Origin of the sequence: Ligilactobacillus salitolerans (genome assembly GCF_003864415.1) — a bacterium.
Taxonomy (GTDB): Bacteria; Bacillota; Bacilli; order Lactobacillales; family Lactobacillaceae; genus Ligilactobacillus; species Ligilactobacillus salitolerans.
In genome coordinates this window covers 25,394-47,901 of record NZ_BFFP01000013.1, presented here as the reverse complement: position 1 = coordinate 47,901, position 22,508 = coordinate 25,394, and the positions used below count along the sequence as shown (strand labels likewise).

General features: G+C 37.3%; 14 protein-coding genes. 12 read left to right on the top strand and 2 right to left on the bottom strand.

Translation table 11 applies throughout. The features are described from left to right. The first annotated feature begins 10 nt into the window (after positions 1-10). The 9 genes from LFYK43_RS05080 (at position 11) to LFYK43_RS05040 (ending at position 13,405) form a co-directional block, all read left to right on the top strand. Entirely contained in the window at positions 11-1,690 is a 1,680-nt protein-coding gene (locus LFYK43_RS05080) for an HTH domain-containing protein (RefSeq protein WP_124976057.1), read from the top strand. A 529-nt stretch (positions 1,691-2,219) separates the two neighbouring features. Continuing rightward, positions 2,220-3,656: an ATP-binding cassette domain-containing protein gene (locus LFYK43_RS05075; protein ID WP_124976055.1), complete on the top strand. Its 1,437-nt coding sequence runs from the start codon at positions 2,220-2,222 to the stop codon at positions 3,654-3,656. After that, positions 3,656-4,465: an ABC transporter permease gene (locus tag LFYK43_RS05070; protein ID WP_124976053.1), complete on the top strand. Its 810-nt coding sequence runs from the start codon at positions 3,656-3,658 to the stop codon at positions 4,463-4,465. Before LFYK43_RS05075 ends, LFYK43_RS05070 begins: the two co-directional genes overlap by 1 nt. A gap of 51 nt (positions 4,466-4,516) precedes the next feature. After that, on the top strand, positions 4,517-7,489 hold the full coding sequence (locus LFYK43_RS05065) for a CDP-glycerol glycerophosphotransferase family protein (RefSeq protein ID WP_124976051.1): 2,973 nt from the start codon (positions 4,517-4,519) through the stop codon (positions 7,487-7,489). Between the two features lie 376 nt (positions 7,490-7,865). Next, positions 7,866-8,228 (top strand): hypothetical protein, encoded by a 363-nt coding sequence (locus LFYK43_RS05060; RefSeq protein ID WP_124976050.1) that lies wholly within the window; start codon positions 7,866-7,868, stop codon positions 8,226-8,228. Positions 8,229-8,369: 141 nt separating this feature from the next. Beyond that, positions 8,370-10,004, top strand: a complete 1,635-nt coding sequence (locus LFYK43_RS05055; protein ID WP_124976048.1) for a CDP-glycerol glycerophosphotransferase family protein — start codon at positions 8,370-8,372, stop codon at positions 10,002-10,004. A gap of 18 nt (positions 10,005-10,022) precedes the next feature. Further along, on the top strand, positions 10,023-11,207 hold the full coding sequence (locus tag LFYK43_RS05050) for a CDP-glycerol glycerophosphotransferase family protein (RefSeq protein ID WP_124976046.1): 1,185 nt from the start codon (positions 10,023-10,025) through the stop codon (positions 11,205-11,207). Further along, positions 11,197-12,318, top strand: a complete 1,122-nt coding sequence (locus LFYK43_RS05045; protein WP_124976044.1) for a CDP-glycerol glycerophosphotransferase family protein — start codon at positions 11,197-11,199, stop codon at positions 12,316-12,318. The genes LFYK43_RS05050 and LFYK43_RS05045 overlap by 11 nt, the downstream gene beginning before the upstream one ends. A gap of 124 nt (positions 12,319-12,442) precedes the next feature. Then, positions 12,443-13,405: an XcbB/CpsF family capsular polysaccharide biosynthesis protein gene (locus LFYK43_RS05040; protein WP_124976042.1), complete on the top strand. Its 963-nt coding sequence runs from the start codon at positions 12,443-12,445 to the stop codon at positions 13,403-13,405. Positions 13,406-13,598: 193 nt separating this feature from the next. Here LFYK43_RS05040 and LFYK43_RS05035 read toward each other — a convergent pair whose 3' ends face one another. Both LFYK43_RS05035 and LFYK43_RS05030 read right to left on the bottom strand, forming a co-directional pair. Continuing rightward, entirely contained in the window at positions 13,599-14,939 is a 1,341-nt protein-coding gene (locus tag LFYK43_RS05035; protein ID WP_124976040.1) for an ISL3 family transposase, read from the bottom strand. Positions 14,940-15,107: 168 nt separating this feature from the next. Beyond that, the gene (locus LFYK43_RS05030; RefSeq protein ID WP_124976038.1) at positions 15,108-16,055 is read right to left on the bottom strand and encodes an LCP family glycopolymer transferase; all 948 of its coding nucleotides are present in this window, start codon (positions 16,053-16,055) and stop codon (positions 15,108-15,110) included. A gap of 329 nt (positions 16,056-16,384) precedes the next feature. Here LFYK43_RS05030 and LFYK43_RS05025 point away from each other — a divergent pair, with 329 nt between their 5' ends. The 3 genes from LFYK43_RS05025 (at position 16,385) to LFYK43_RS05015 (ending at position 22,460) form a co-directional block, all read left to right on the top strand. Continuing rightward, on the top strand, positions 16,385-19,024 hold the full coding sequence (locus LFYK43_RS05025) for an LPXTG cell wall anchor domain-containing protein (RefSeq protein ID WP_124976036.1): 2,640 nt from the start codon (positions 16,385-16,387) through the stop codon (positions 19,022-19,024). Between the two features lie 178 nt (positions 19,025-19,202). Further along, complete coding sequence (locus LFYK43_RS05020) at positions 19,203-20,243, top strand: ATP-binding protein (RefSeq protein ID WP_124976034.1); 1,041 nt, start codon at positions 19,203-19,205, stop codon at positions 20,241-20,243. Next, positions 20,244-22,460 carry a S8 family peptidase gene (locus LFYK43_RS05015; RefSeq protein WP_124976032.1) on the top strand — a complete coding sequence of 739 codons (2,217 nt, stop codon included), beginning with the start codon at positions 20,244-20,246 and terminating at the stop codon, positions 22,458-22,460. It begins immediately after the preceding gene. Positions 22,461-22,508 lie beyond the last annotated feature (48 nt).

The window sequence follows — 22,508 nt, the reverse complement described above, 5'->3', positions numbered from 1 at the left end:
TGGTGATCGAATGCTGAATGAAAGACAGAAAAAAATATTAGAGGTTTTACAGATAGGGGACTCTTCTGGAAATGAGTTGGCTACTAAACTTGGGGTTTCCAGAAGGACAGTTGTGCGTGAAATCAAACGAATCAATGACACGCTGCAGAAAGAAAAAACTGGTTCTGTTCAAACCAGCCAAATTTATCATCTGGTGATACTAAACAAAGAAAAATTTCATGTGCTCTTAAATGAATCTGTGCCGGATGAATACCTTATTTTGTTTAAGCTGCTGGTCCAGGAAAAAATGGGTCTTGATGATTTGGCTGAGAGTTGCTTTATGTCAAAGAAGCGAGTTCTGCATTGCCTAGCTTTGTTGAATGCTAGGTATCAACAAGTTTTTGTAATCAAGACTGTACAAAGAAGAGGGATCCTGATCCAAGTCAAAGTGACGACACGAATTGATTTATTGGCGTCTTTGCTGCAAAGATTTCCTGACTTGCTTAACTTGATGAATTCACCAGCACAAGACAAGCTGAGCCAAGAGTTACAACAACTTTTGGGCGTGATTTTGCCTGAATTTAATCAAGTCAGAGAATTTATCACACGTGTAGAGTTAGAACAACAAGTTAAAGCTTGTGTTTTGCTGGCTACTTCTTGCTCAGCTAGTGGAGCCAAATCAGAAATTAAAGACCGCTTGCAAAATTGTTACCTAGGAAAAGTTGCTTTATATCATCGGTTAACGGAAGAAAAAGAAAATTTATGGATGGCTATTTGGAACTGCCTGTTGCAATATCAGACAGCTGAGACAAAAATTTGCAACTTAATTTATCTACACGTTGTTAGAGCAGCAATTTTTCCAAGCATCTTCAGTGAGTTGCCAGAAAATCAGAGGAAGTATATTCAAGCTTCAGACCCCTTAGCCTTTGACTTAGCGGAAGAGCTTCGGCTCGCAATCAATGGCAAATTTCCGCAAATTTATGTCAACCAGTCATTCTTGGTGATTTATGCTTTAATGGCATTTAAGGAACAGGAAAGGCACAATAAGCAAAAAATATTACTAATCTCGGACAGCAACGCCTTGGGTGCCATCAATAAAATGCTTTTGCAGCAGGCTTTAAAGAACGCCGAATGTACATTGGAAGTTGGTGAAGAAATCCAGGATCAAGAACAGTATGATCTAACTATTTTGAGTGGGAAAATGGTTAGTGATTCTGGGATTAGTAAGTCAGATTATTTCTTTGAAGGTATTTTGGGTGATCAGGATATTGAGAAAATCAAAACTAAACTGTCAGATAAGTATTATGGCAGAATTTGCCGCCAAGAATTAAGTGGCAGTCATATTCTGAAATACACCTCAACCAGTGATCATTTCTTAGAGGTATTCACAAATTGTCTTCAAAGGGTCGAGGATCAAGGCCAGATCAGTTCAAAAGGTAGTGAGGCTTTGCTCACCCGAGAAAGTGCAGGCAACCAGCTGGTGATTGGTAGTGTTGCGGTGCCGCATATAGTTTCAAATGAAATTAGACAGCCTTACTCGATCTTAGCTGTATTATTAGAAAAGCCGGTATTCTTAGATGAACAGAAGGTCACTGTAATCTTGATCATGGTTGTGAACCGAAACGTGAAAGATAAAGGTGGAATATTTAAGTATCTTTATAGAGAGATGAAAAATATTATTAATGTCGTGGGGTATGAGACTGAAACTTAGATATTCAATTGGGGTTACTATCTGGTTTTTTTAGTAAATTTGGTGTTTTTTCTTTGCTTAACTTATGTTTTAATGCCAGATAAGCTCAACAAAGCAGCGCTGATATCGGTAGCCGTATTTGTAATGAAAAAGTAATATAATCAAAATCCTATATTTGTTAACGACCATTTTTTGCTGGCCGTTTTTTTGTGTTTAGTCATTGAAATGCATAAAGTTAGCCAAATAATAATAATTTCGTGGTCTACGCTTTACTGGGTAAGCAATTCCAAAGTTAAAGTCGCAAAGATAAAGCTACATAAAAAAAGATAATATATTTTAAGTATCTTGACTGTTTCTATAGATAGTTAAATAAATTAAATTTTAAAAAAGTTGATAAAATGGTAAACTTAAAACTAAGTTTATAAAATATTAGGCAAGTTATGTTGTTGAAATTTGCCGCCTTATGAAAGCTTGTTACGCTGGATGATTTTTATTGTTATAGGTGGAACAGTGTTTTCTTGTTGCTAAAAACTAGAAAGACTAAGGAAAAATGGACACAAAAAAGATAAAAATTAAAGCAGATCACCTCTCCAAAAAGTTTAGTTTATTACCTTCTAAAGATAGTAAAAACAAAGCCAAGTCTCTCGTTGACATGAACCATAAGAATGAAAAAGACTTCTGGGCTTTACGAAACATTAGCTTTGAGATTTGTGATGGTGAATGTGTCGGCGTGATCGGATTAAACGGTGCAGGTAAGTCAACCTTATCGAATATCATCAGTGGGCAGATCGCGCAGACTACCGGCCAGGTTGAAATCAATGGTGACGTTTCTATCATCGCTGCTAACGCTGGGATGCAGAACAATCTTTCTGGCCGTGAAAATATCCGTCTTAAAGCCTTGATGATGGGAATGACCAACAAAGAAATTAAAGAAAAAATGGACGAAATTATTGAGTTCTCAGAGCTCGGACCGTTCATAGATCAACCCGTCAAAACCTATTCTTCTGGTATGAAGGCTAAATTAGGCTTTTCTATTATGGTTCATCAAGATCCAGATATTATGATCGTGGATGAAGCATTGTCGGTTGGGGACAAGACCTTCGTTGACAAATCTAGAAAGAAAATGCTCGAATTCCGTGAGCAAGGCAAGACGATCTTGCTGGTTTCTCATGATATGAGAACGATCAAGGAGTGGAGCGATCGAGTCATCTGGTTGAATTATGGCGAGGTTAAAGCTTACGGATCACCCGAAGAAGTCATTCCACAATACACAAAATTTGCTAACTGGTTCAAAAAACTTCCTAAAAAAGACCAAAAAAAGTACAAGACAGAGCAAAGACAGGTCCAGCTGGATTATTCATTAGAAAAGCTAAAAGCGGAAATCACAAAAGCTGAACCGAATATGAGCCGTCGAGATTTAATTGAAGTAGCTGATGGTTTGAAGAAACAAAAAGACAATCACCGCTTATCAATAGTATCAAAGCTTATCCTCGCTTTTTGTACAGTTATGTTCATCTGGCTTTCGCTAGTTGCAGTTAGCAATGCAACTTTTGCTCAATCAGTTGAACACCCAAGGTCATTTTTAAAGCAGAGATTGCTTAAGGCGAAACCTATGAAGCCGATGGCTGGTAGAGATAATTCGAAGGGTGAAAAGACACCACCGCCAGAGGAAGACAAGCCAGTAGGACGTAAAAAAGTTAGGAATGATAAGAAAAAAGCGTCACAGAAGTCAAAGAAGTCAAAGAAGTCTTCTAGTTCGGAACGATCGTCTTCTAAGAATGTTGTTTATACGGTCGAAACTGGTGATTCTCTAGGGTCGATTGCAGATAGCTACGGAATTTCGGTTGAGTCGATTGAAGAAGCTAATCCAGGGGTAGATTTCAGTGTGATAAATCCGGGCCAGCGAATCAAGATACCTGCTGCGCAAAATGCACAATCAGCTACAGAGTCTGAAACGACTCAACAAACAGATGGAGTAAGTCAATAATGAAAGATGTAATACTTTACGTTCAAGAACAATTTAAATATCTGCACGTTGCAGCCAACCTTTCGAAGTATAGTACCAAGAGTACTTCCATGCAAAACAGGTTAGGCAGGTTATGGGAAATTTTAGACCCATTAGTTCAATTGGCCATTAATTACATAATTTTTGGGATATTGATGCATCGTACCGCGCCCGATGGTTTACCACCACTTTCCTGGATGTTTATTGGAATGGGCGTGTATTCGTTTATGCAACACGTAATTACAACAGGTGCCAAAAGTGTGATGAAACAATTTAAATTGACTGCAAAAATGAAATTTCCAGTGAGCATTATGCCAACTTCATCGATGATCGGCTTTTTTACGGAGTTCTTTATCATGGTTGGCGCCGGTCTTGTAATCGCAATGTTCTCGGGTTACTACCCATCTGTATACTGGTTGCAGTTACTGTATTACCTGCCGATGCTGATCATTTTTTCGTTGTCAGTGTCATTGCTGTGTTCGTCGATTGAAGTAGTATTTCCAGATTTCAACTTCTTTTTGAACTATCTATTTCGGTTTCTGATGTATGGATCAGGTGTAATTTTCGACTTGGGGAATTTTGCAGTAATTCCAAGAGTCTTGTTACAAGCCCAGCTGATAAATCCGTTCTACTATTTAATCGAAGGCTTTCGGGATATTGCTTATGGTAGGGCGTGGTTCTGGGAACATGGTATGTTTAATTTTAGTTTCTGGTTTTTAGTGCTTGCAGTGCTAATAGCAGCAGCAAATTCACATATGAGGATTCGGGATAGAATTTCAGATTATTTGTAAAAAGCATTTTATAAAGGGTAGTTAGTTTATAAAGAAATAGGGGGAGTAAGTGTGGAATCACTCGAGCTTATTAAAATACCAGATGTAGAAAAAAGTAACGAAGTAGCCCAAGAAGAGGTGTCAGGAAAATATTCAAGAAACGAATTTTTCTTTTCAATTATTATGGCTACATACAATGTTGATCGGTATATTGACGAAGCAATGGATTCATTGATAAAACAACAATTGAACTTTGAAAAAAATGTTCAAGTAATCATTGTAAATGATGGTTCTAGTGATAAAAGTTTAGAGAAAGCTGAAGCATGGAAAGAAAAATATCCGAATAACATTGTAGTTATTGATCAAGAAAATTCTGGAGTTTCAGTCGCAAGAAATGCGGGGATAGAGGTTGCAAAAGGAAAGTACATTAATTTCTTAGATCCAGATGACATGCTAGATGATGGTGTTTTGCTCAGGGTGAAATGGTTTTTTATGAAACATCCTGATATTAAAATTTCTCATATTCCGCTTTATACTTTTGAAGCAAAAAGTGAGCCCCATAATTTAAATAAATATTTTGATAAAGATGAAGAAATAGTTGATATTGCTAAGACAAGTAAGAAAATTTTTGCGCATATATCATCTTCGTTTTTTTTAAGAACCTTGTTTGCAGATACGTCCTTGCGGTTTGAAGTAGGTAGAAAATATGGGGAAGATTTTGCGTTAGTTGCAAAGCTAGTGGAGCAGGAAAAGAAGTTTGCTTTAATAAACAATTTTTTTTATCGCTACCGTGCTAGGAGTGCTGGCGACTCAGCAATGGATAGTTCAAGAAGTGATTCAGCAACCTATATTCCAAATATCAAAATGATGTTGGAATTAGCTCGTACACATGAAAAGGATGGCAGGATCGACAAATGGCTTCAAAATATGCTCGTTTATGACCTGGCTTGGAAGGTCAGAAGACAAGAACTGCCTTTTGAGGGGTCGGCAGAATTTTATACGGAGTATTTAGATCTAGTATCTGAGTTACTACAGTATATTGATGAAAATGAAATTCGTGCAGTAGGGCATCTTCGTTGGGTACAAAAAGAGGCACTTGTCCATTTAAAAAACAGTGGTGACTTGCCTTTGCAAGATAAAGCGGTTGGGTTACCAGTTTGTCTAAAAGATGATGTTCACTTAATTAATGGTGAAAAAACATACTATTTATCAAATGTTATTTCTAAAGTATATGTGTTTAAATATCGACCAGAAACTAATTCGATTAATATTATTGGGACAATTGATCATTTGTTTGGTAAAGAGTTTTTAAATGTTACTGCAACCGATGGCAAGCAAATTTTTGTGAGTGAAGAGTTGGATGAACCTGCCAGGGTTAAAATGATTGGTCTTCCGGTACATAGTATGTACACCTATAGTTTTAGTATTCCCATTAAATCTCTAACCGACAGTAAGTACTTACAAATTCAAATTAATTTCAAGAAAGTTCGTATTCCTTTGAAAATCGAGTTTGGTGGTATCTTAGTGGGAGTGGGTAATAACATCAAATTCAACTATCTATGGGCTAACCAGAAGCTTCTGCGTTTTAATTTCAATGATAATTATTTTGAAGTTAGGGACAATAACTTAGAGAATTTATCACGATTTGAAAATGATTTGACTGCCAAATTTATTAGCTCGAAAGGAATGACTCAAGCAAGAAAAGAGCGTTTGCTCTATTTAAGAAAGTTGGCATTAAAAAGTAAAACGTCAAACAAGATCATCAATATTTTCGAAGATCGGGCAAATAAGGCCGATGACAATGCAGAAGTCTTTTATAAGTATATTAACGAGAGGCATCCTGAATGGGAAAATTATTTTGTGCTAAATCGCGATTCCAGCGATTGGGATAGGCTCGAACAGGAAAACTACAGATTAGTTGAGTATGGCAGTGAAGAACACGAAGAGCTGCTAATTCAAGCACAAAATCTAATCTCCTCGCAGGCAAGCCTAACTGAAATGCGTCCTTGGCAAGAAAATTTTGGTTACCTCAGGGATGCTTATCATTACAACTTTATCTTTTTACAACATGGAGTTACTAAGCAGGATCTTAGCCTTTGGTTGCGTAAAATTGAAAAGGATATTCGCTTGTTGGTAACTGTTAGTGAGCAAGAACAACAAGGTTTCTTTGGATATGGGTATGAGTATGGGCCTGAAGAAGTCAAAGTGACAGGCTTTCCACGTTTTGACCGTTTTAAGGTAGATTATTCAATTTCGAAGAACCAAGGAAATATCCTAATAGCACCAACTTGGCGTAATGGAATCTGGAATGATAAGGACAAACTAGAAGATAAGATAAAAAAATTGCATGATACAGAATTTTATCAGAAGTGGGAAGATTTTCTGAAGTCTGATTATCTGAAAGAGTTGATCGAGCAGGGACACACAATTTCTTTGATGTTGCATCCGTTATTAAGAGAAGTTGAGACTGGATTTGAAGTTCCAAAGTATATTGAAAAGGTTCCATTTGAGCAAAGATATGTAAATGTTTTGAAAAAAGCTGATTTGCTAATAACGGATTACTCATCAATATATTTTGATATTGCATATCAAGGTAAGCCGACACTGTATTTCCAATTTGATGGTGGAAATACAAATAATAAAGAAGGGTACTTCGATTTTCAAGAGATGGGGTTTGGTCCAGTTTGCGATGATTTTAACAAGGTTATTTTTGAATTAAGCCGAATTATCAAAAATAATTATCAAATGACAGATCTTTATAAAAATAGGGTTTTAGATTTCTTTAGGTACACTGACACGAAGAATTCAAATCGTCTTGAGAACGAACTGACAAAAATGATTAATAAGATGTTGTTGGTTAGGAAAGAAACATCAATAAACTATTCAGAACAAAGTATTGATCAAATCTATCAAGAAACGAAAATTCAAAGAGACGGTTTTCTATCGTCAGTTTATAAGAAATTACGAAAATATGTTAAGCAAAAGGCGAGTGAGGGTAGTGTTAGCTACAACTTAGCATTAAAGATCTACAGGAGAGTAGTTTAGTATGATTTTTTTCTGTGGGTTTGTTATAAAATTGGCAACCAGATTGGTCTGCTAATAAAATAATTGCCTATACTTAAAGTTCTGAATCTATATTGGTATTAGCTTGCCAAAGCTCACAAGCGGGAATTAAGTATAGCGATATTTTACTCTTGAGTTTATGATTTGATTTCATAAAGACGTAGTAAAAGAATTGATGGAAGTGGACTAGGAAAGATATTTTAAAGGATGACGAAATTTATTATAAGCTGGAACTTCATCCGCAAAAAAATTAGTGGATTGCAAAGCCCAAAAATGATTCTTATTTTTTCTTAATTTGGGACTGATTCTGATAATACTGGCAAAAGAATTTTCAACCATTTTTTTCGAAGATACTTACTTGGAAATTGCAAGCTACTTTAGCATTGATCCCATAGTGAATGAAAATTACTTTGTAGAAAATAAAAATGGTTTGGACTTTATGAAAGGTGATAAGGAACTGGATTTTAGCATAAAAATTGGAGAAGCATCTAAAAATTTACGAAGGAAAAATCAAGCTTTTATCGTTTCAAATTCCAATGTCCCAACAACTTATAATGAAATAAAAAAGCTTTCTGACATACCAGGTTTAAAGACTTTTGACATAAATAATCTTTTAGCATACCAGACAAATAGTCTTGTTGGATCGACGGACAAATATGAGATAATCACGCTTTTGAACGGCTCACTTAATTTTGATTTAGTAAAATTTTTGATGCAATAGGGCATTTAGGTGTTAGATTAATTCGAGAATTATAAAAAAACATCTAGGTTGCTGTTAAGATAAGATGCTTCAACAACCTCTCTAAGTTGAAATAGCTTTCAGAGGTTAAACTTTACTTATCTTTTGACTGGAGAATTAAGAATGGTAAACAAGGTAACAATTATCAGTATTAAAAATAAAAGTAGCAACGTTATTGTAAGAATCCGCGGCAGAGAAGATTGTCAGCTACCATTTTTGATAATTAAAGCAAGAAAAGATAATAGTTGTTCTTTGAAGATATCACCATGTAAACTCGGCTTGAATCAAATAACCTTTTCAGTGCCATTAGAAAAATTTTCTCCGCAAAATTTATACTATGATGTTTATTTGGAGTATATAGATGTTGATGGGGAAGTGCAGCAAGCCAGGCTCAAAAATAAATCTCGCTGGCAACGGCTTTTAATTAATTTGCTTCATTTAAAAAGTCAAACTATACAGCATGATGATCAACTTTATTTAAGTACAGAGTATTTTGCAGCTGGTGGGGGCTTATCCATGCAGATTCGTGCAAAAGACCGGTACGATAGTTGGATTTATAATGCCAAGGAATTACTCGCCTGCATCATAGCTCCCTTTGTATATTGGTATTATAAAGATACGAAACTTATCTATGAAAAATTTTCTAATTACGCACGTGATAATGCTTTTTATTATTTTGCTAATGTTCAAGAACGCCACCCAGATAGGAAGCTTTTCTATATAATTACGAAGGATTCCCCAGACTTAGCCAACCTTTTACCTTATCGAAAGCAAGTTGTGTATTTTATGAGTATTAAGCACTTGCTTTTGGTTTTAGTATCAAAGTACTTTATCGCCTCTGAAGCAAAAGGTCATGCGTACGCGTGGCGGCATAATCAAAGTATCGTTAGGTATGCTTTAAACCGCAAGCCTTTTGTTTTCTTGCAACATGGTGTCTTGGGACTAAAGCAGGTTGATAATACATTTTTTGCAAGTAATCGCTTGAACCACGCCGACCTATTTATCACCAGTTCTGAAATCGAGAAAAATATTGTGACAGACTATTTAGGCTATTCGCCTCAAAATATTGCGGTGACTGGTTTGGCCCGCTGGGATAATCCAGAAAAAATCTTGCGAGGAAAAAAGATCTTTGTAATGCCAACTTGGCGGACCCAGCTCGAACTTTTATCGGATGATGAATTTCTGAAGAGTGCTTTTTATCAAGCGTACAGTGAACTGCTTCATTCTGAGCGAATAAAAAGAATCTTACATGATTCTGGGTACAGTTTGCACTTCATGATGCACCCTAAGTTCGTTCGTTTCGAAAAATATTTTCAAACCGATGATCAAAATATCAGAGTTATTCATCAAAGTGAGATTCCGCTTGATAAAGAATTAAAAAGCAGCCAGTTAGTAATTACAGATTACAGTAGTATTATGTGGGATGCTCTTTACTACAGTATTCCAACTGTGTTGTTTCAGTTCGATCAGGCAGAGTACCTAGAAACGCAAGGCAGCTATTTGGATTTCCATGAAGATTTAGCTGGAATAATTGTTCAAGACCCAATGTCATTAGTCCAGAAAATTGAAAATTTTGTTCAACATCCTGAAACAGGGGCTCTCGATGCTTACCAGAAAAAATATTTTTCTTTTGTTGATCAGAATAATTCGGACAGAATTACTCAGGCAATCAGTAAGTGGGAAAAAGGCTTTAATTTCGTGCCTTTTTACAAAAGAAGGCTAAAGAAATCAGAAACGAGCCAGCGAAAAATCATTTAATTCTATAGGGGGACAAAAATGAGAATAGTTTATTTTATTTGGTTGCATTTGTGTAGGTTCATGCTCGGGTTAATGTTAAGGATCTTAAGTGTATTTGTTAGGGAAGATCCTAAGTTAATTATCTTCGTCTCCTTTAATGGCAGGGCTTATTCAGATAATCCACGCTATCTGTTCGAATATATGCGAGACAACAATGAGTTTTCTGATTATCGCTTTGTTTGGGCGTTTAAGGAGGCCCAGGTTGTTGATGGCGCAGAGAGTGTTAAATTCAATTCTCTTAGGTATTATTACTTATTGACAAAGGCTAAGTATTGGATTTTTAATGCGAAGATGGCGCCTTACTATCATAAACGTGACTCGCAGGTATACTTGCAGACGTGGCATGGAACACCGTTGAAACGTTTAGGCCATGATATCGTTGATAATGGCTCAACTTACTATCGGAGTCGTCAATCCTACGCTCAGATGGTGAAAAGTTATGATAGTGATGGCAGTCATTGGAATTATTTACTTTCGCCTAACTCATTTTCAACCCAGGCTTTTTCAAGCGCATTTGCTTTTCCCAAGGAAAAAATATTAGAAGTTGGTTATCCTAGACTAGATTGTTTGGTAGGAGTTGATCAAGACAAAATTTCAAAAATTAAACAACAGTATGGCTTGCCACTTGATAAGAAAGTTATTTTATATGCGCCAACTTGGCGTGATGATTCTTTTACTCTCAATGGCTATACTTTTGAATTACAGGTTGATTTTGAACGCTGGCATTCATACTTATCAGATGAGTATGTTGTTTTATTTAAACCACATTACTTAATTTCTAACGGTTATCAAGTTCCTGCTAGTCTAAATGATTTTGTGTACACCATGGGGGCAAGTGCAGACATTAACGATGCTTACCTTATGAGTGATGTACTGGTTACTGATTATTCAAGTGTATTTTTTGATTATGCACTTTTAGGTCGACCGATTTACTTTTATATGTATGATTTTGATGAATATAAGGAAGAGCTGCGTGGTTTTTACTTAAAGGTGCCTGAGGAATTGCCAAATGGAGTCGTTAAGACTGAAACAGAGCTTTTGAAAAAAATCAAAGAAAATGATTTTGATTATCAGCGTTTGGCAGATTTTAATCAGAAATTTAACCTTTGGAATGATGGAAATGTTTGCGCTAAAGTCTTGGGGGAGATTTTCCGTGAAGCTTAAATCAATTGTTTTAACAGTTATTCTGGGGTTCTTTTATCCTTTCTCTCTGCTTAGTAAAGTTCATAAGAATCGAATTACTTTTATTTCATTAGAACATGCCAATCTTGCCAAGGATTTTAAACTGTTACATAATTCATTGGCTTTAAATACTAACTATGAATTGAAAACAGTTTTATTCAAGTTTGAACCAACGCTTTTGGGAAATCTAAAATATGGACTGGCTTGTATTCGTCAGTTATTCTTAATTCAAAGTTCCCGCTTGGTCATAATTGACTACAACAACTTTGTAGTTTCAAGGTTTCCACATAAAAGGAGTGTTAAAGTGCTGCAATTGTGGCACGCGACCGGGGCATTAAAACAATTTGGCAACGATGTGGACAGAGATTATACAATCAAGAATTATGATTATACGATCGCTAATTCAGACTTTTTTAAACCTCTTTATTCTAGGGCATTTAACTTGCCAGAGGGCCATGTTGTGGTTACTGGTATTCCCAATAATGATAAGATATTTCACCAAGAATTCATTGAGCAGACCAAGGCAAGATTGTTGAAAAAATTTCCCAATCTTAAAGATAAAAAGGTTATCATGTATGCTCCAACTTTCCGTGGCAGAATTAGTACACATTTCAAGGAAGCGGGTATCAATTTAAAAGCATTGCATCAAGCCCTTGGTGATGACTACATAATTATATATAAGGCTCATCCTTTGATTAAGCATTCAGAATATGAACAAGATCCGAATGTTCTTTTCGTGAAGGATGAACTGATTTCGTCGCTATTTTGCGTCACTGACATATTGATTTCAGATTACTCTGCCATCACGATTGATTGGATGGCATTCGATAAGCCCGTGATCGCCTATGTACCTGACTTGAAGAAATATTCTAAAAAGCCGGGTTTGACAATTGATTATAAGCGTGAGTATCCAGGATCAGTAGTCAAAAATGAAAAAGAGCTTGTTAAAGCAATTGAGCACTGTGAGGACGAGAAATTAAAAATAAAACGAGACTTATTCAAGCAAAAGATGTATCGATATACAGACGGCAAATCAACTGAAAGAGTTGTTAAGTTAATTAGAGAAATCATCGAATCTGATAATGAAATATAGAGTAGTAATGGAACGCAAGATTACAAAGTAGCACAATTTATATTACTTTAAAAAGAAAATTATTTAATTATAATGTATGGAAACATTAGCAAAAAAATGAATTTTTAAAAGGACGGATACTTTTATGGATGTTCAAAATGTAGATTTTTTGAAAGACTTTAACCCAGATTTTACTGCAAATAAAATTAGAGTAAATATGCATTCAGACAGCAACATGCTACAACTTTCTGTAGATAACGAGTTTGTTAAAAAAGAATTTAAAAAGTTATTGGCCCATGATTATATTTTAGGTGAGCATATCAATGGGGTTTCTTATTTTCAAAAACGTAAAACCTTTGCGCTCCCAAATCCAGAGTTAAAAACGTTTGAAGATTTGAAATATACAATCCAAGATAGTGTTGAACAGCGTAGCTATAGAAGCAAAAAACTAGTTGTTCTGTTCGCCCATTTTTCCGCTAGTAACGAAGCAACGATATCTAAGAGGATGTATTTTAATATTTGGCAAAATATTCAAAAGGAGCTTGTTAAAGATACTATGGTGCTAAGGATTATGGACTTTAATTTGTCTCACGGTTCTGGATACATTAACACTGTTAATTTTCCAGATTACGAGGATCAAGTTCAAAATCTTATTTCTTTTATTATGGCTGATCAAAAAATAGATAAGAAAAATGTTGTTTTTTGGGGTAGTAGTAAAGGTGGCACAGGTGCATTTTATCATGCTCTACTGGGTGATTATAAAGCGGTTGTTGTAGATCCGATATTAGATGAGAGTTGGTATATTGAAAATAAAAATGACAATCATTTTATGGATGGCTTAAGGACAACAGATTTAATTCCTAAGATAAATAAAATAATAAATGATAGTAATTTTGAAAACAAAAAATTTGTTGTTACAAATAGTCATTTTTCATTTAATTATAATAGTTTACAAAGAGTGACAAAAAGTGACTTTATTTCAAAAGTCGATATAGATATGCCAAATGCATACAACCATTTGCAAGTTGTGGGATACAACAGTAAAGTTCAATCTGTGACATTGTTAAATATCAGCTTAGATGAGCAACTTCAAAATGCTTTATATTAAAATATTTTTTGGGTGATGGTTTTCAAAAATTTTACGGATGAACCGTAAGCGGTGCACATCGGACGTATTTTAATAAAAATCCAGATTTAATATAATTGCCTTATCAAATGAGATGAGGTGATTTTTGGGCTCTTCGTCAAGTGGTACTGATGGGTAATGATATTTAAAATTCCAAAAAATTGGTATAGCTTGATCAAGCTGCCTGTTCCTGAATGGGACGGGTGGCTTTTTTGATCTCTCTGCGAATATTCATGCTTAAAAAGCTAGTCTTCAGTGCCAGGAGAATGCGCAGGCGGAAGTTGGCAAAGTTTCTAAAGCCATAGGCAGTCTTCTTGATAACCTTGATTTTGTTGTTGGTACCTTCAACCGGGCCGTTTGAATATGAGGTTTTGAAGCTATTCACAATCTCATCAAAGTGCTTGAGCAGCGTTTTATTGACTTTTTTCATGACTTCGGGCAGTTTCTGAGGCGAGTTCAAGAGTTCCTCTAATAAGACTGCATCCTTGCGGTTTACAGCTAGTAAAAGGTCTTGGTAGTACTTGTATGCCTGAGCTAGCTCAGGAGACATTTTCAACAGACGATCAACTACCTCAGAATCTGTTAATGGTCTGCGCTGAAAATTGATCCGTGTTTTATGTTCTTGATAATCAACTTTGTTTGAATCTTTCACTAAGAGTTTCCAGAAGCGCTTGAGTGCGCGACCTTCATGGGATTTTGCACCATATTGCTTCATGACTGAAATTCGCACACTATTTAAGCCACGGTAAGCTTGAACTACAGTATGGAAACGATCCGCAATGATCAGGGCATTGGGGAAAGGCTCTTTGATCAGCGGGCGATAAGGCGAGTACAAGTCAACAGTCACAGTTTGAACTGCCAGCCGTGCTTTGCGTGGATATTGATAAAAATAGTTGCGCAGGTATGTATTAGTCCGTGAACGAATGATGTCCAAGGTGCGGTGTTGGGCGATATCCATCAGTAAGATACTCATTCCGCTTTTCGCAAACTTGCTAGATTTGAAGTCATCAAAGGCAATGTCTTGAGGAAGCCAGGTATACCTGGGTTTAAAATAACTGGCCATTTCTTGTCCAAAACGCATGACGGACATGGTAGAAATCCCGTATTCTTCGGCAATATCTGCTTGCGTACGATTATTTTTAAGCTGAGTGATCGAGTGGTATTTGACAGCCTTCGCAATCTGAGTGTTAGGCTCAACATCCAGGGTTTTAGCAATTTTAGTCACTATTCTTTTACATTTTTTTGAAGCAGGACAGATAAATTTTTGCTTCCGGATCAAGAAAATGTTAAGTATTCCAGCTGCACGTAGGCCAACGATTTGGACTGTTTTAAAGCCGTTTTTACGCATTGTCTGACGGCACTTGGGGCATAAGCGGGAATAGGTCTGCATGAGATGAATAAAGCGCGCTGTTTCACCCTGATAATCAGCAAAGTAAAAAGGCTGGTCTTTAAATTTAGGATCAGGAACAGTGCAAGGGTCTTTAATTCCTAAGTAATTGAGTGTAAGATTATCTATGTGTAAGATCTCTTTCTATTTTCGTCGTTCAGACGGAGTGGAATTGAGTGAGACAGGGTGTAGTGGCTCTGTCTCTTTTTTTATATTAATACAAAAAACAAAAAACTGGTACAGATAGTAAAATTTCTCTATCAGTACCAGATATTATAGAACCTTCAAATAGAACTGTTATTTAACGTCAAGCTGTTCTTTGAGCTTGGCTTGTGTTTTTTGCAATGTATCGGATGAAACAACTTCATATGATACACCATCGATCATTTGCCCATTGCCTTGCAGCTGGATCTGGGAAATATTTGTGGCATCTTTGTAGTTCGCGTAAATCTTCTTCATATCACTAAATGAGATATCAGTTTTCATATTTGATGAAATAGCTTTTAGGATCGACTGGTACTTGGTAATGCTGCCGACTGAAGCAATCTTTTTGACAAGTGCGGTGATCACTTGACGTTGACGCAGCTGACGGCCATAATCTCCCCGTGGATCTTCATGACGCATCCGAGAGAAGGCTAAGATGTTTTCGGAGTTAATCGTCACAGTACCCTTCGCAAAATGGTGTCCAGATTGGGTAAAGTCCAGGTCGTTGTCAACTTCAACTGGTCCGATTGCTTCCGACAATTGTTCCAGGCCTTTCATGTTGACCTCGATGTAGTGATCTAACGGAATATCCAGGTAACTTTGCAAAGTGTTCAATGAACCACTGACACCATCATAAGCATAGGCAGCATTGATCTTGTTGTTACCAGCATGACCTGCAATCGTAACTAGAGTATCACGTGGAACACTCAGCAGAGTAGTTTTTTTCGGTGTTACAGTTGCGACAATAATTGTATCAGAACGGCCCTGTTCAGTCCGTCCCAGGTCCCCGGTATCGACCCCAAGAAGCAAAACTGAGAATGGCTTACCGTCGTTATAGCTGACGGCACTGCTGCGGCCAGTATTGTGTTTGACTGGTTTGTAAGTAGATTCAACTGAAGTCTTGGCGTCATGGTAGAACTTTGCTAGGACTACTCCATTGACGACTAGGAGTGCCAGGATGATGCCAACTGCCCATTTCCAGACGCGATGTTTCTTGTGATGGTGATGACGGTGTTGTACTTCTTGATGTTTATTACTCATGGTATCTTCAACCCCATTTTGAATTTAGCAGTGTGAAATCACTGTCATTACTATTATAGCAAAGAAAACGGTCAGCGGCGCGCTTTGTTTATCATTTTGAAAAGACTAGTTGTTCCTATTGTGATTTGAGTACATTGATAAATAAACTGGATGATATAAGATAATTGTGATGACTAATATAAACTTGAATTTTTTATCAAAACAAAAATAATATTTTTCTATTTATAGCCTTAATATTTGATTGAATTTGCCGATATTATAAATAAGGAATAGTTTAACCGGTTTCTTTAGTTAAGTCGTTCTATCTGAAAAAAGAGGCGATTCGAATCATGGAACACAAGGTAACGAAAGCACTTTTATCATCAGCAGCAGTTGGGACAGCGATTGCGGGGGCAAACGTTGTGTCAGCCAATGCTGATGCAGTGTCTGTTAAACAGGCTCCAAGTATTCAAGAGACACAACAGCAAAGTCAGCAAGCTGCGAAAAATAAGCAGGCAGCTGATCAAGCCGCGAAAACGGCGAAACAAGATAGTATTGCGGCTCAAGCAACAGTTGACCATGCGCAAAGCAAAGCGGATGCTGCTCAAGCTGATGTGGCGGCAGACAAGCAAAAGGTCGCTGATGCCCAAGCAGATTTAGCTGACTCTAAAAATGGTGGAATTGAGAAAGCTAAGCAGGCGGTAGATCAAGCGGCAAGTGATTTAGCCAATGCACAGGACAAGAATGCTCAAGCTCAAACGGCTTTGAATCAAGCAAATGCTGACCAGAAACAGCAGCAAGCAGTAACTGATCAGGCTCAAGCAGATTATGATCTGGCGCAAAAACAAAAAGGACAGGCGCAAAGTGCGGTGGATCAAACTCAAAAAGATTTGGCTGACCAGCAAAAATATGCAGCTGGCTTGAACGAAAAGAATTTAAACCAGGCTCAATCTGACGCAATAAATGAACGCATCGACTTGGAAAACCAGAAAAGTGACAAGGAAGATGAACTTGAATCCGCCCAAGCAGAACAAGATGATGCCCAGGAAGCAGTTGATGAACTGCAAGAGGGTGATAGTAATGATGGTCAAGAAGAGATTGATTATACTAAGAATCCGCATTATCAGGAGATGTTGGATGCTGAAAGCAAGTACGAAGAATTATATGATGTATATGCTAAACTTTACACCAAACAGGAGGCTTTGCCAAACGTACAATTAACTCAAGAAAATTTACAAGACTGGCATAAATTGCTTGGACGTGGGCAGGATAATCTTGAAATGTCTGAGTTAGCTGATACAATTTATGTTGCAATTTTCAACAGCTTTTATTCAAATGATCCTGACGGCTTTGAAAAACAGTATACTAGTTTTGATCAGTTATCGGAAAACGATTGGAACGTTTTGACCAATTTTGTTTTAGATATGGTTAATCAGGCACGTGATTATTGGGGAACAGCTGCACCACATTTAACTTCAAATAAAGTTGATCAAGAAATTGCGAAGGACTTCGCTAACATTGCTATTAAAAATTATCATGATGATGAAGATGACTCTGATTACATCGAGGTTGATGACGATGCCAAGCAACTGATTAATGAGAAGTATCATGTTGCCCTTGGTTATGAGTTTGATGGAGAAAATGAACAAGTTATTGGGGATACTTATGACTCCATCGCGGAATTAAATCAATTAGTGGGTCATTCGATGCTTGAATCTGGGGAACTTCATGAAAAAAATGCTTTTACAATGAATGACTTAAAACTTGAAATAGCTGGTATTCTTGCTGGAAGATTGACCTGGCCAGCGGATAATTACTTATTAGGTGAAATGGAAAAGCCAGAAGGTCTTGAATGGAGTGCTTATGATGGTGATCGGGATAATTATCAGCCAACTCATCTGGGAGTTTCCTTTAACCATGATGAGATCGTCATTGTAGGAATCGATGATTATGATGTTGCTGGCAGCACTCCGGATAAAGTAGCAATTCCAGATACTCCACATTATGCGGATTATAATCAAGCTGTGAAAGAAGCTGAAGAAAAGGCAGACGCTGCTCAAAAAGTAGTCGAAGAATTATGGCATCTGGTTAATGGCACAGACACCGAAGATAATTCACAAGATCGAAACACTTTATCAACTAGGTCACTCACTGTACGTGCAGCTGTTAGTCCCACGCAACAATTAGAAGCTGCGCAAAAGCGTTTAACAGCTGCTAACAAAAAAGTGGAAAGCCTGACCCAGGAGATCCAGCAACTTGACCAGCAGATCACTACTAGTCAAACGAAGATTGATGAAATTACCGCTACTTTAGGTGATTTGCCAGCCAAGCAAGCAGAGGCTCAACAGAAACTAACAGAATTGCAGGATAAGTTGACCCAAGTTCAAGCAGATTTGACTGTTGCAAATAAAGTTGTCACAGAGAAAAAGGCTGTTTTAGTCCAAGCACAGGCAGAATTGAAGACTGTCAGTGAGCAACAAGCTACTGCAAAAGAAGTTGCTGATAAAGCTTCTGCACAGGTGGCAGATAAGACTGCAGCCCAGCAAGCTGCTCAGGATTATCAGTACCGGATGACACACGCAGACGAACTCTTGGCAACCGCAAAAGAAGAGCTTGCTGTAGCTGAACAAGCAGTGATCAAAGCCCAAACAGAATTAGCTCAGGCTAAGAATAAGCAACAAGCCGCACAAGCTAAACTAGATACAGCTCAGCAGAAACAAGCTGTGGCTAACGCTGAATACCAGCGCGCTGTTAATGCAACAAAAAAAGCGCAACAAGAAGTCTTGAACTTCAAGCACCACACGAAAGTAGTCTTGCCAGCACTACATGAAGAGACTGTTCAGGCAGCAACCGTTAAATCAGCCGCTTTGCCAAAAACTGGTAGTGAGCAAGATAGCCATACAAGCTGGCTAGGATTATTGAGTTTAGTTTTGTCAGCATTGGGGCTGGGAGTTTTCTTCAAAGAAAAAAATCCACGAACCGTTAAGTAAAGATAATTTGAAAATAGCAGGATAAGACCCAACCGATTGGTAGGCCTTATTCTGCTATTTTGATAGATAAGCGAAGATTATTGAATTTAAAATATCTATTTTAGTCCCAAAAAATAGAAAGATGTCCCAGCTGGTGATATAATGACATTTGAAAATTTAAAGGGGAAAGGTGTAAGAAATGAAGAAAAAGGATGTTTTAAATTTGATCCGCTATCATACTGAACAAAATAATCCAGCTTTTCGTGAACAAGCATACCTGATTGCCAAAGAATTCGATAATAATGGTGATGGTCAAATTTCTGAATATATTGTGTCGCTGCTATCTGACGCAAATACTTTTGTCCCTCAAGCGAATACAAATGGTCTGAAATTTTTTAAAGAGGTTAGAGCAGAAGATGTTTCCCTGCCTTTACCTGACATCATTACTAATGATGTTTTAGGAATAATTAATGCAGTTAATCATAAACTCGGGGTCAATAAATTTATTTTTAAAGGCTCTCCCGGAACTGGTAAGACGGAAACGGTTAAACAGGTTGCACGACTTCTAGATCGGAAATTATATCAAGTTGATTTTGATCAGTTGATCGACAGCAGGTTAGGTCAGACTGCTAAGAATATTAGTGAAATGTTTGCAGAGATTAATGAGCTTTCGCAACCGGGAAAAGTGGTTATCCTCTTCGATGAAATCGATGCAATTGCCCTTGATCGCACAAATCATAACGATGTGAGAGAGATGGGGCGAGCTACCTCTGCTGTTTTAAAAGGCCTAGATCATCTTAATAGTCAAATAGTATTACTAGCCACAACTAATCTTTTTCAAGATTTTGATCAAGCTTTGATCCGCCGGTTTAATGCTGTTGTTGATTTCGATAGATACTCACAAGATGACTTACTCGAGATTGCAGAGAGTATTTTAAATGGTGTTCTAATAAAAGTGCCCGAAGCAGGCAGAAATGTCCGTCTTTTTAGAAAAATATTACAGTTGTTACCGCACATTCCATACCCGGGCAATTTAAAGAATCTCATCGAAACAGTGGTTGCTTTTAGTGACCCAAATGATAAATTCAATTACTTGAAGCGCTTATACGAGAAGGTTATGGATAATCAGCAATTAAGTGTAGAAGAATTAAAGAAGAAGGGCTTTACAGTACGTGAAATTGAGGTTCTGACATCTATTCCGAAGAGTACAGTTTCACGAGAATTAAACGAGGGCAAATAAATGAATCAAATCCTAGAATTAAAAGGTCGCTTTGAGCAAAGAAAGAGTTCACAAAGGCCAGGTGCGCCTACGTTGCCACAAGATGCTGTTATTTCCTTGGATCACTTTGAAGAACTAATTAAAAACTTACTGCAAGTGCAAGCTTTTTGGACTAAACAGCCAAGTTTTATTAAACCGCTTGTTTCAGTCTACTATGATCAGGTAATCGCTAAAAGTAATAGGATTCAAGCTCTGTTAGTTCAAAAAAATGAAAAAGCAAATGGTTCAATTGTTGGTGCAAAATTCACGAGTACTGGCGAAAAAAAGCATATTATCACTCACTGTGTCACACTAGAAGCCATTCAAGAAACAATCACTCGTTTAGAAACTGCGAGGTCGTTTATTCAAGACCACTTTGGAGATGAAATCACAAACACGGATGTGGCCGCAATTACTTCCGGCAAAATTAAGGCAGATTTTGGCGGATTTCCGAAAACCAAATTGGCACGTATAATTGTGGATACTTTGAGAGTGGAAAAATTCGGTGTTGAACAACTTAGTGTGGTTTCAACTGTTCCATCAATCGTGACAATTTATGATACTGGAGTTAACACAGTTGACCTATTACAGAAAGTTGGCCTCTCTAAAATTGAATTGCTAGATCGGACTACGATGAGATTACAGCCGGGTGATTTTGAACTTTTGCAAGAAAAAGCTCCTTATTTAATTTCCATGTCAGTCTCGGATATTGCCAAACTTTCTCCAATTGTTGCTGCGACTGAAGAGGTCGATAGTAAAATTACGATCCCTGCACCCAACAACGAACCAATTGTTGGTGTGATTGATACGGTTTTTGATCAAGATGTTTATTTTTCTTCCTGGGTAGATTACCATAATTTAGTTTCTGAAGATATTCCTGATGTTCCGTGGGGAGCCGATCATGGGACAGCAGTGACTTCAATTATTGTTGATGGCCCGAGCTTCAATCCTGAGTTAGAAGATGGCTGCGGACGGTTCCGCGTGCGTCATTTTGGAGTGACGAATGGTGACAGGGCAAGCTCGTTTAGTGTCATCAAAGCAATCAAACAAATCATTGCGCAAAACAAGGACATTAAGGTCTGGAATCTTTCTTTAGGTTCGATGTTGGAAGTCAATGATAATTTTATTTCTCCTGAAGCTGCAATTTTAGATCAAATAGAATATGAACAAGATGTTATTTTTATCATCAGTGGAACTAATAAGCCTAGAAATCATCCGGGAAAAATGAAAATTGGTGCCCCAGCGGACTCAATTAATTCAATCGTTGTTAATTCCGTGGATTCTGAGGGAAACCCTGCATTGTATTCCAGAGATGGAATTGTCTTATCTTTTTTTACGAAACCTGACGTTAGTTATTTTGGTGGAGATCAGGAGAAAAAAATCAAAGTGTGCACGGCCATGGGGACAAAGAAAGTCACGGGAACTTCTTTTGCAGCTCCCTGGATCACAAGAAAGGTAGCCTATTTAATTGAAGTAATGGGGTTTAGTCGCGAACTAAGCAAGGCGTTAATTGTTGATGCAGCCAGAGGTTGGCATAAACAGGATAGTGTTTCTTCATTGGTTGGATTTGGAGTTGTTCCGCAGAATATCAATGAAATTCTGCATTCAGCTAACGATGAGATTCGCTTTGTTCTAAATGGTGTAGCCAATAAGTACGAAACATATAATTACAATCTTCCTGTTCCGTTGGAAAAAGGGAAACACCCATTTGTGGCTCGTGCTACCCTGTGTTATTTTCCAGAATGTAATAGAAATCAAGGGGTGGACTACACTGATACCGAGTTGGATTTACATTTTGGAAGAGTTACTGGTCAGACGATCCAAACAATTAATGACAATATTCAAGCTGAAGACGGCAGGTTTTATTTAGGTGAATCAAAAGTCCGCTTGCTATTTAGAAAATGGGATAATGTTAAAAGTTTTGGGGAAAAACTGACCTCCAGAACTAGACCTAGAAAATCATATCAAGATTCTGGGATTTGGGGATTCAGTCTAAAAATGAAGAATCGTCTTCAAAGCAACGACGGCAACGGTATTAAGTTTGGGATTGTTGTCACATTAAAAGAGATCCATGGCAAAAATCGAATTGAAGATTTTATCCAACAATGTTCAATGAGAGGCTGGTTAGTTAATAGGATCGACGTTGAAAATCAAGTTGAAATCTACAATCAAGCTGAAGAAGTGATTGATTTAGATTGAACGGAGTAAATGGGAATAAGCTCTTAAGTCGACAACCATGGAGTTTAA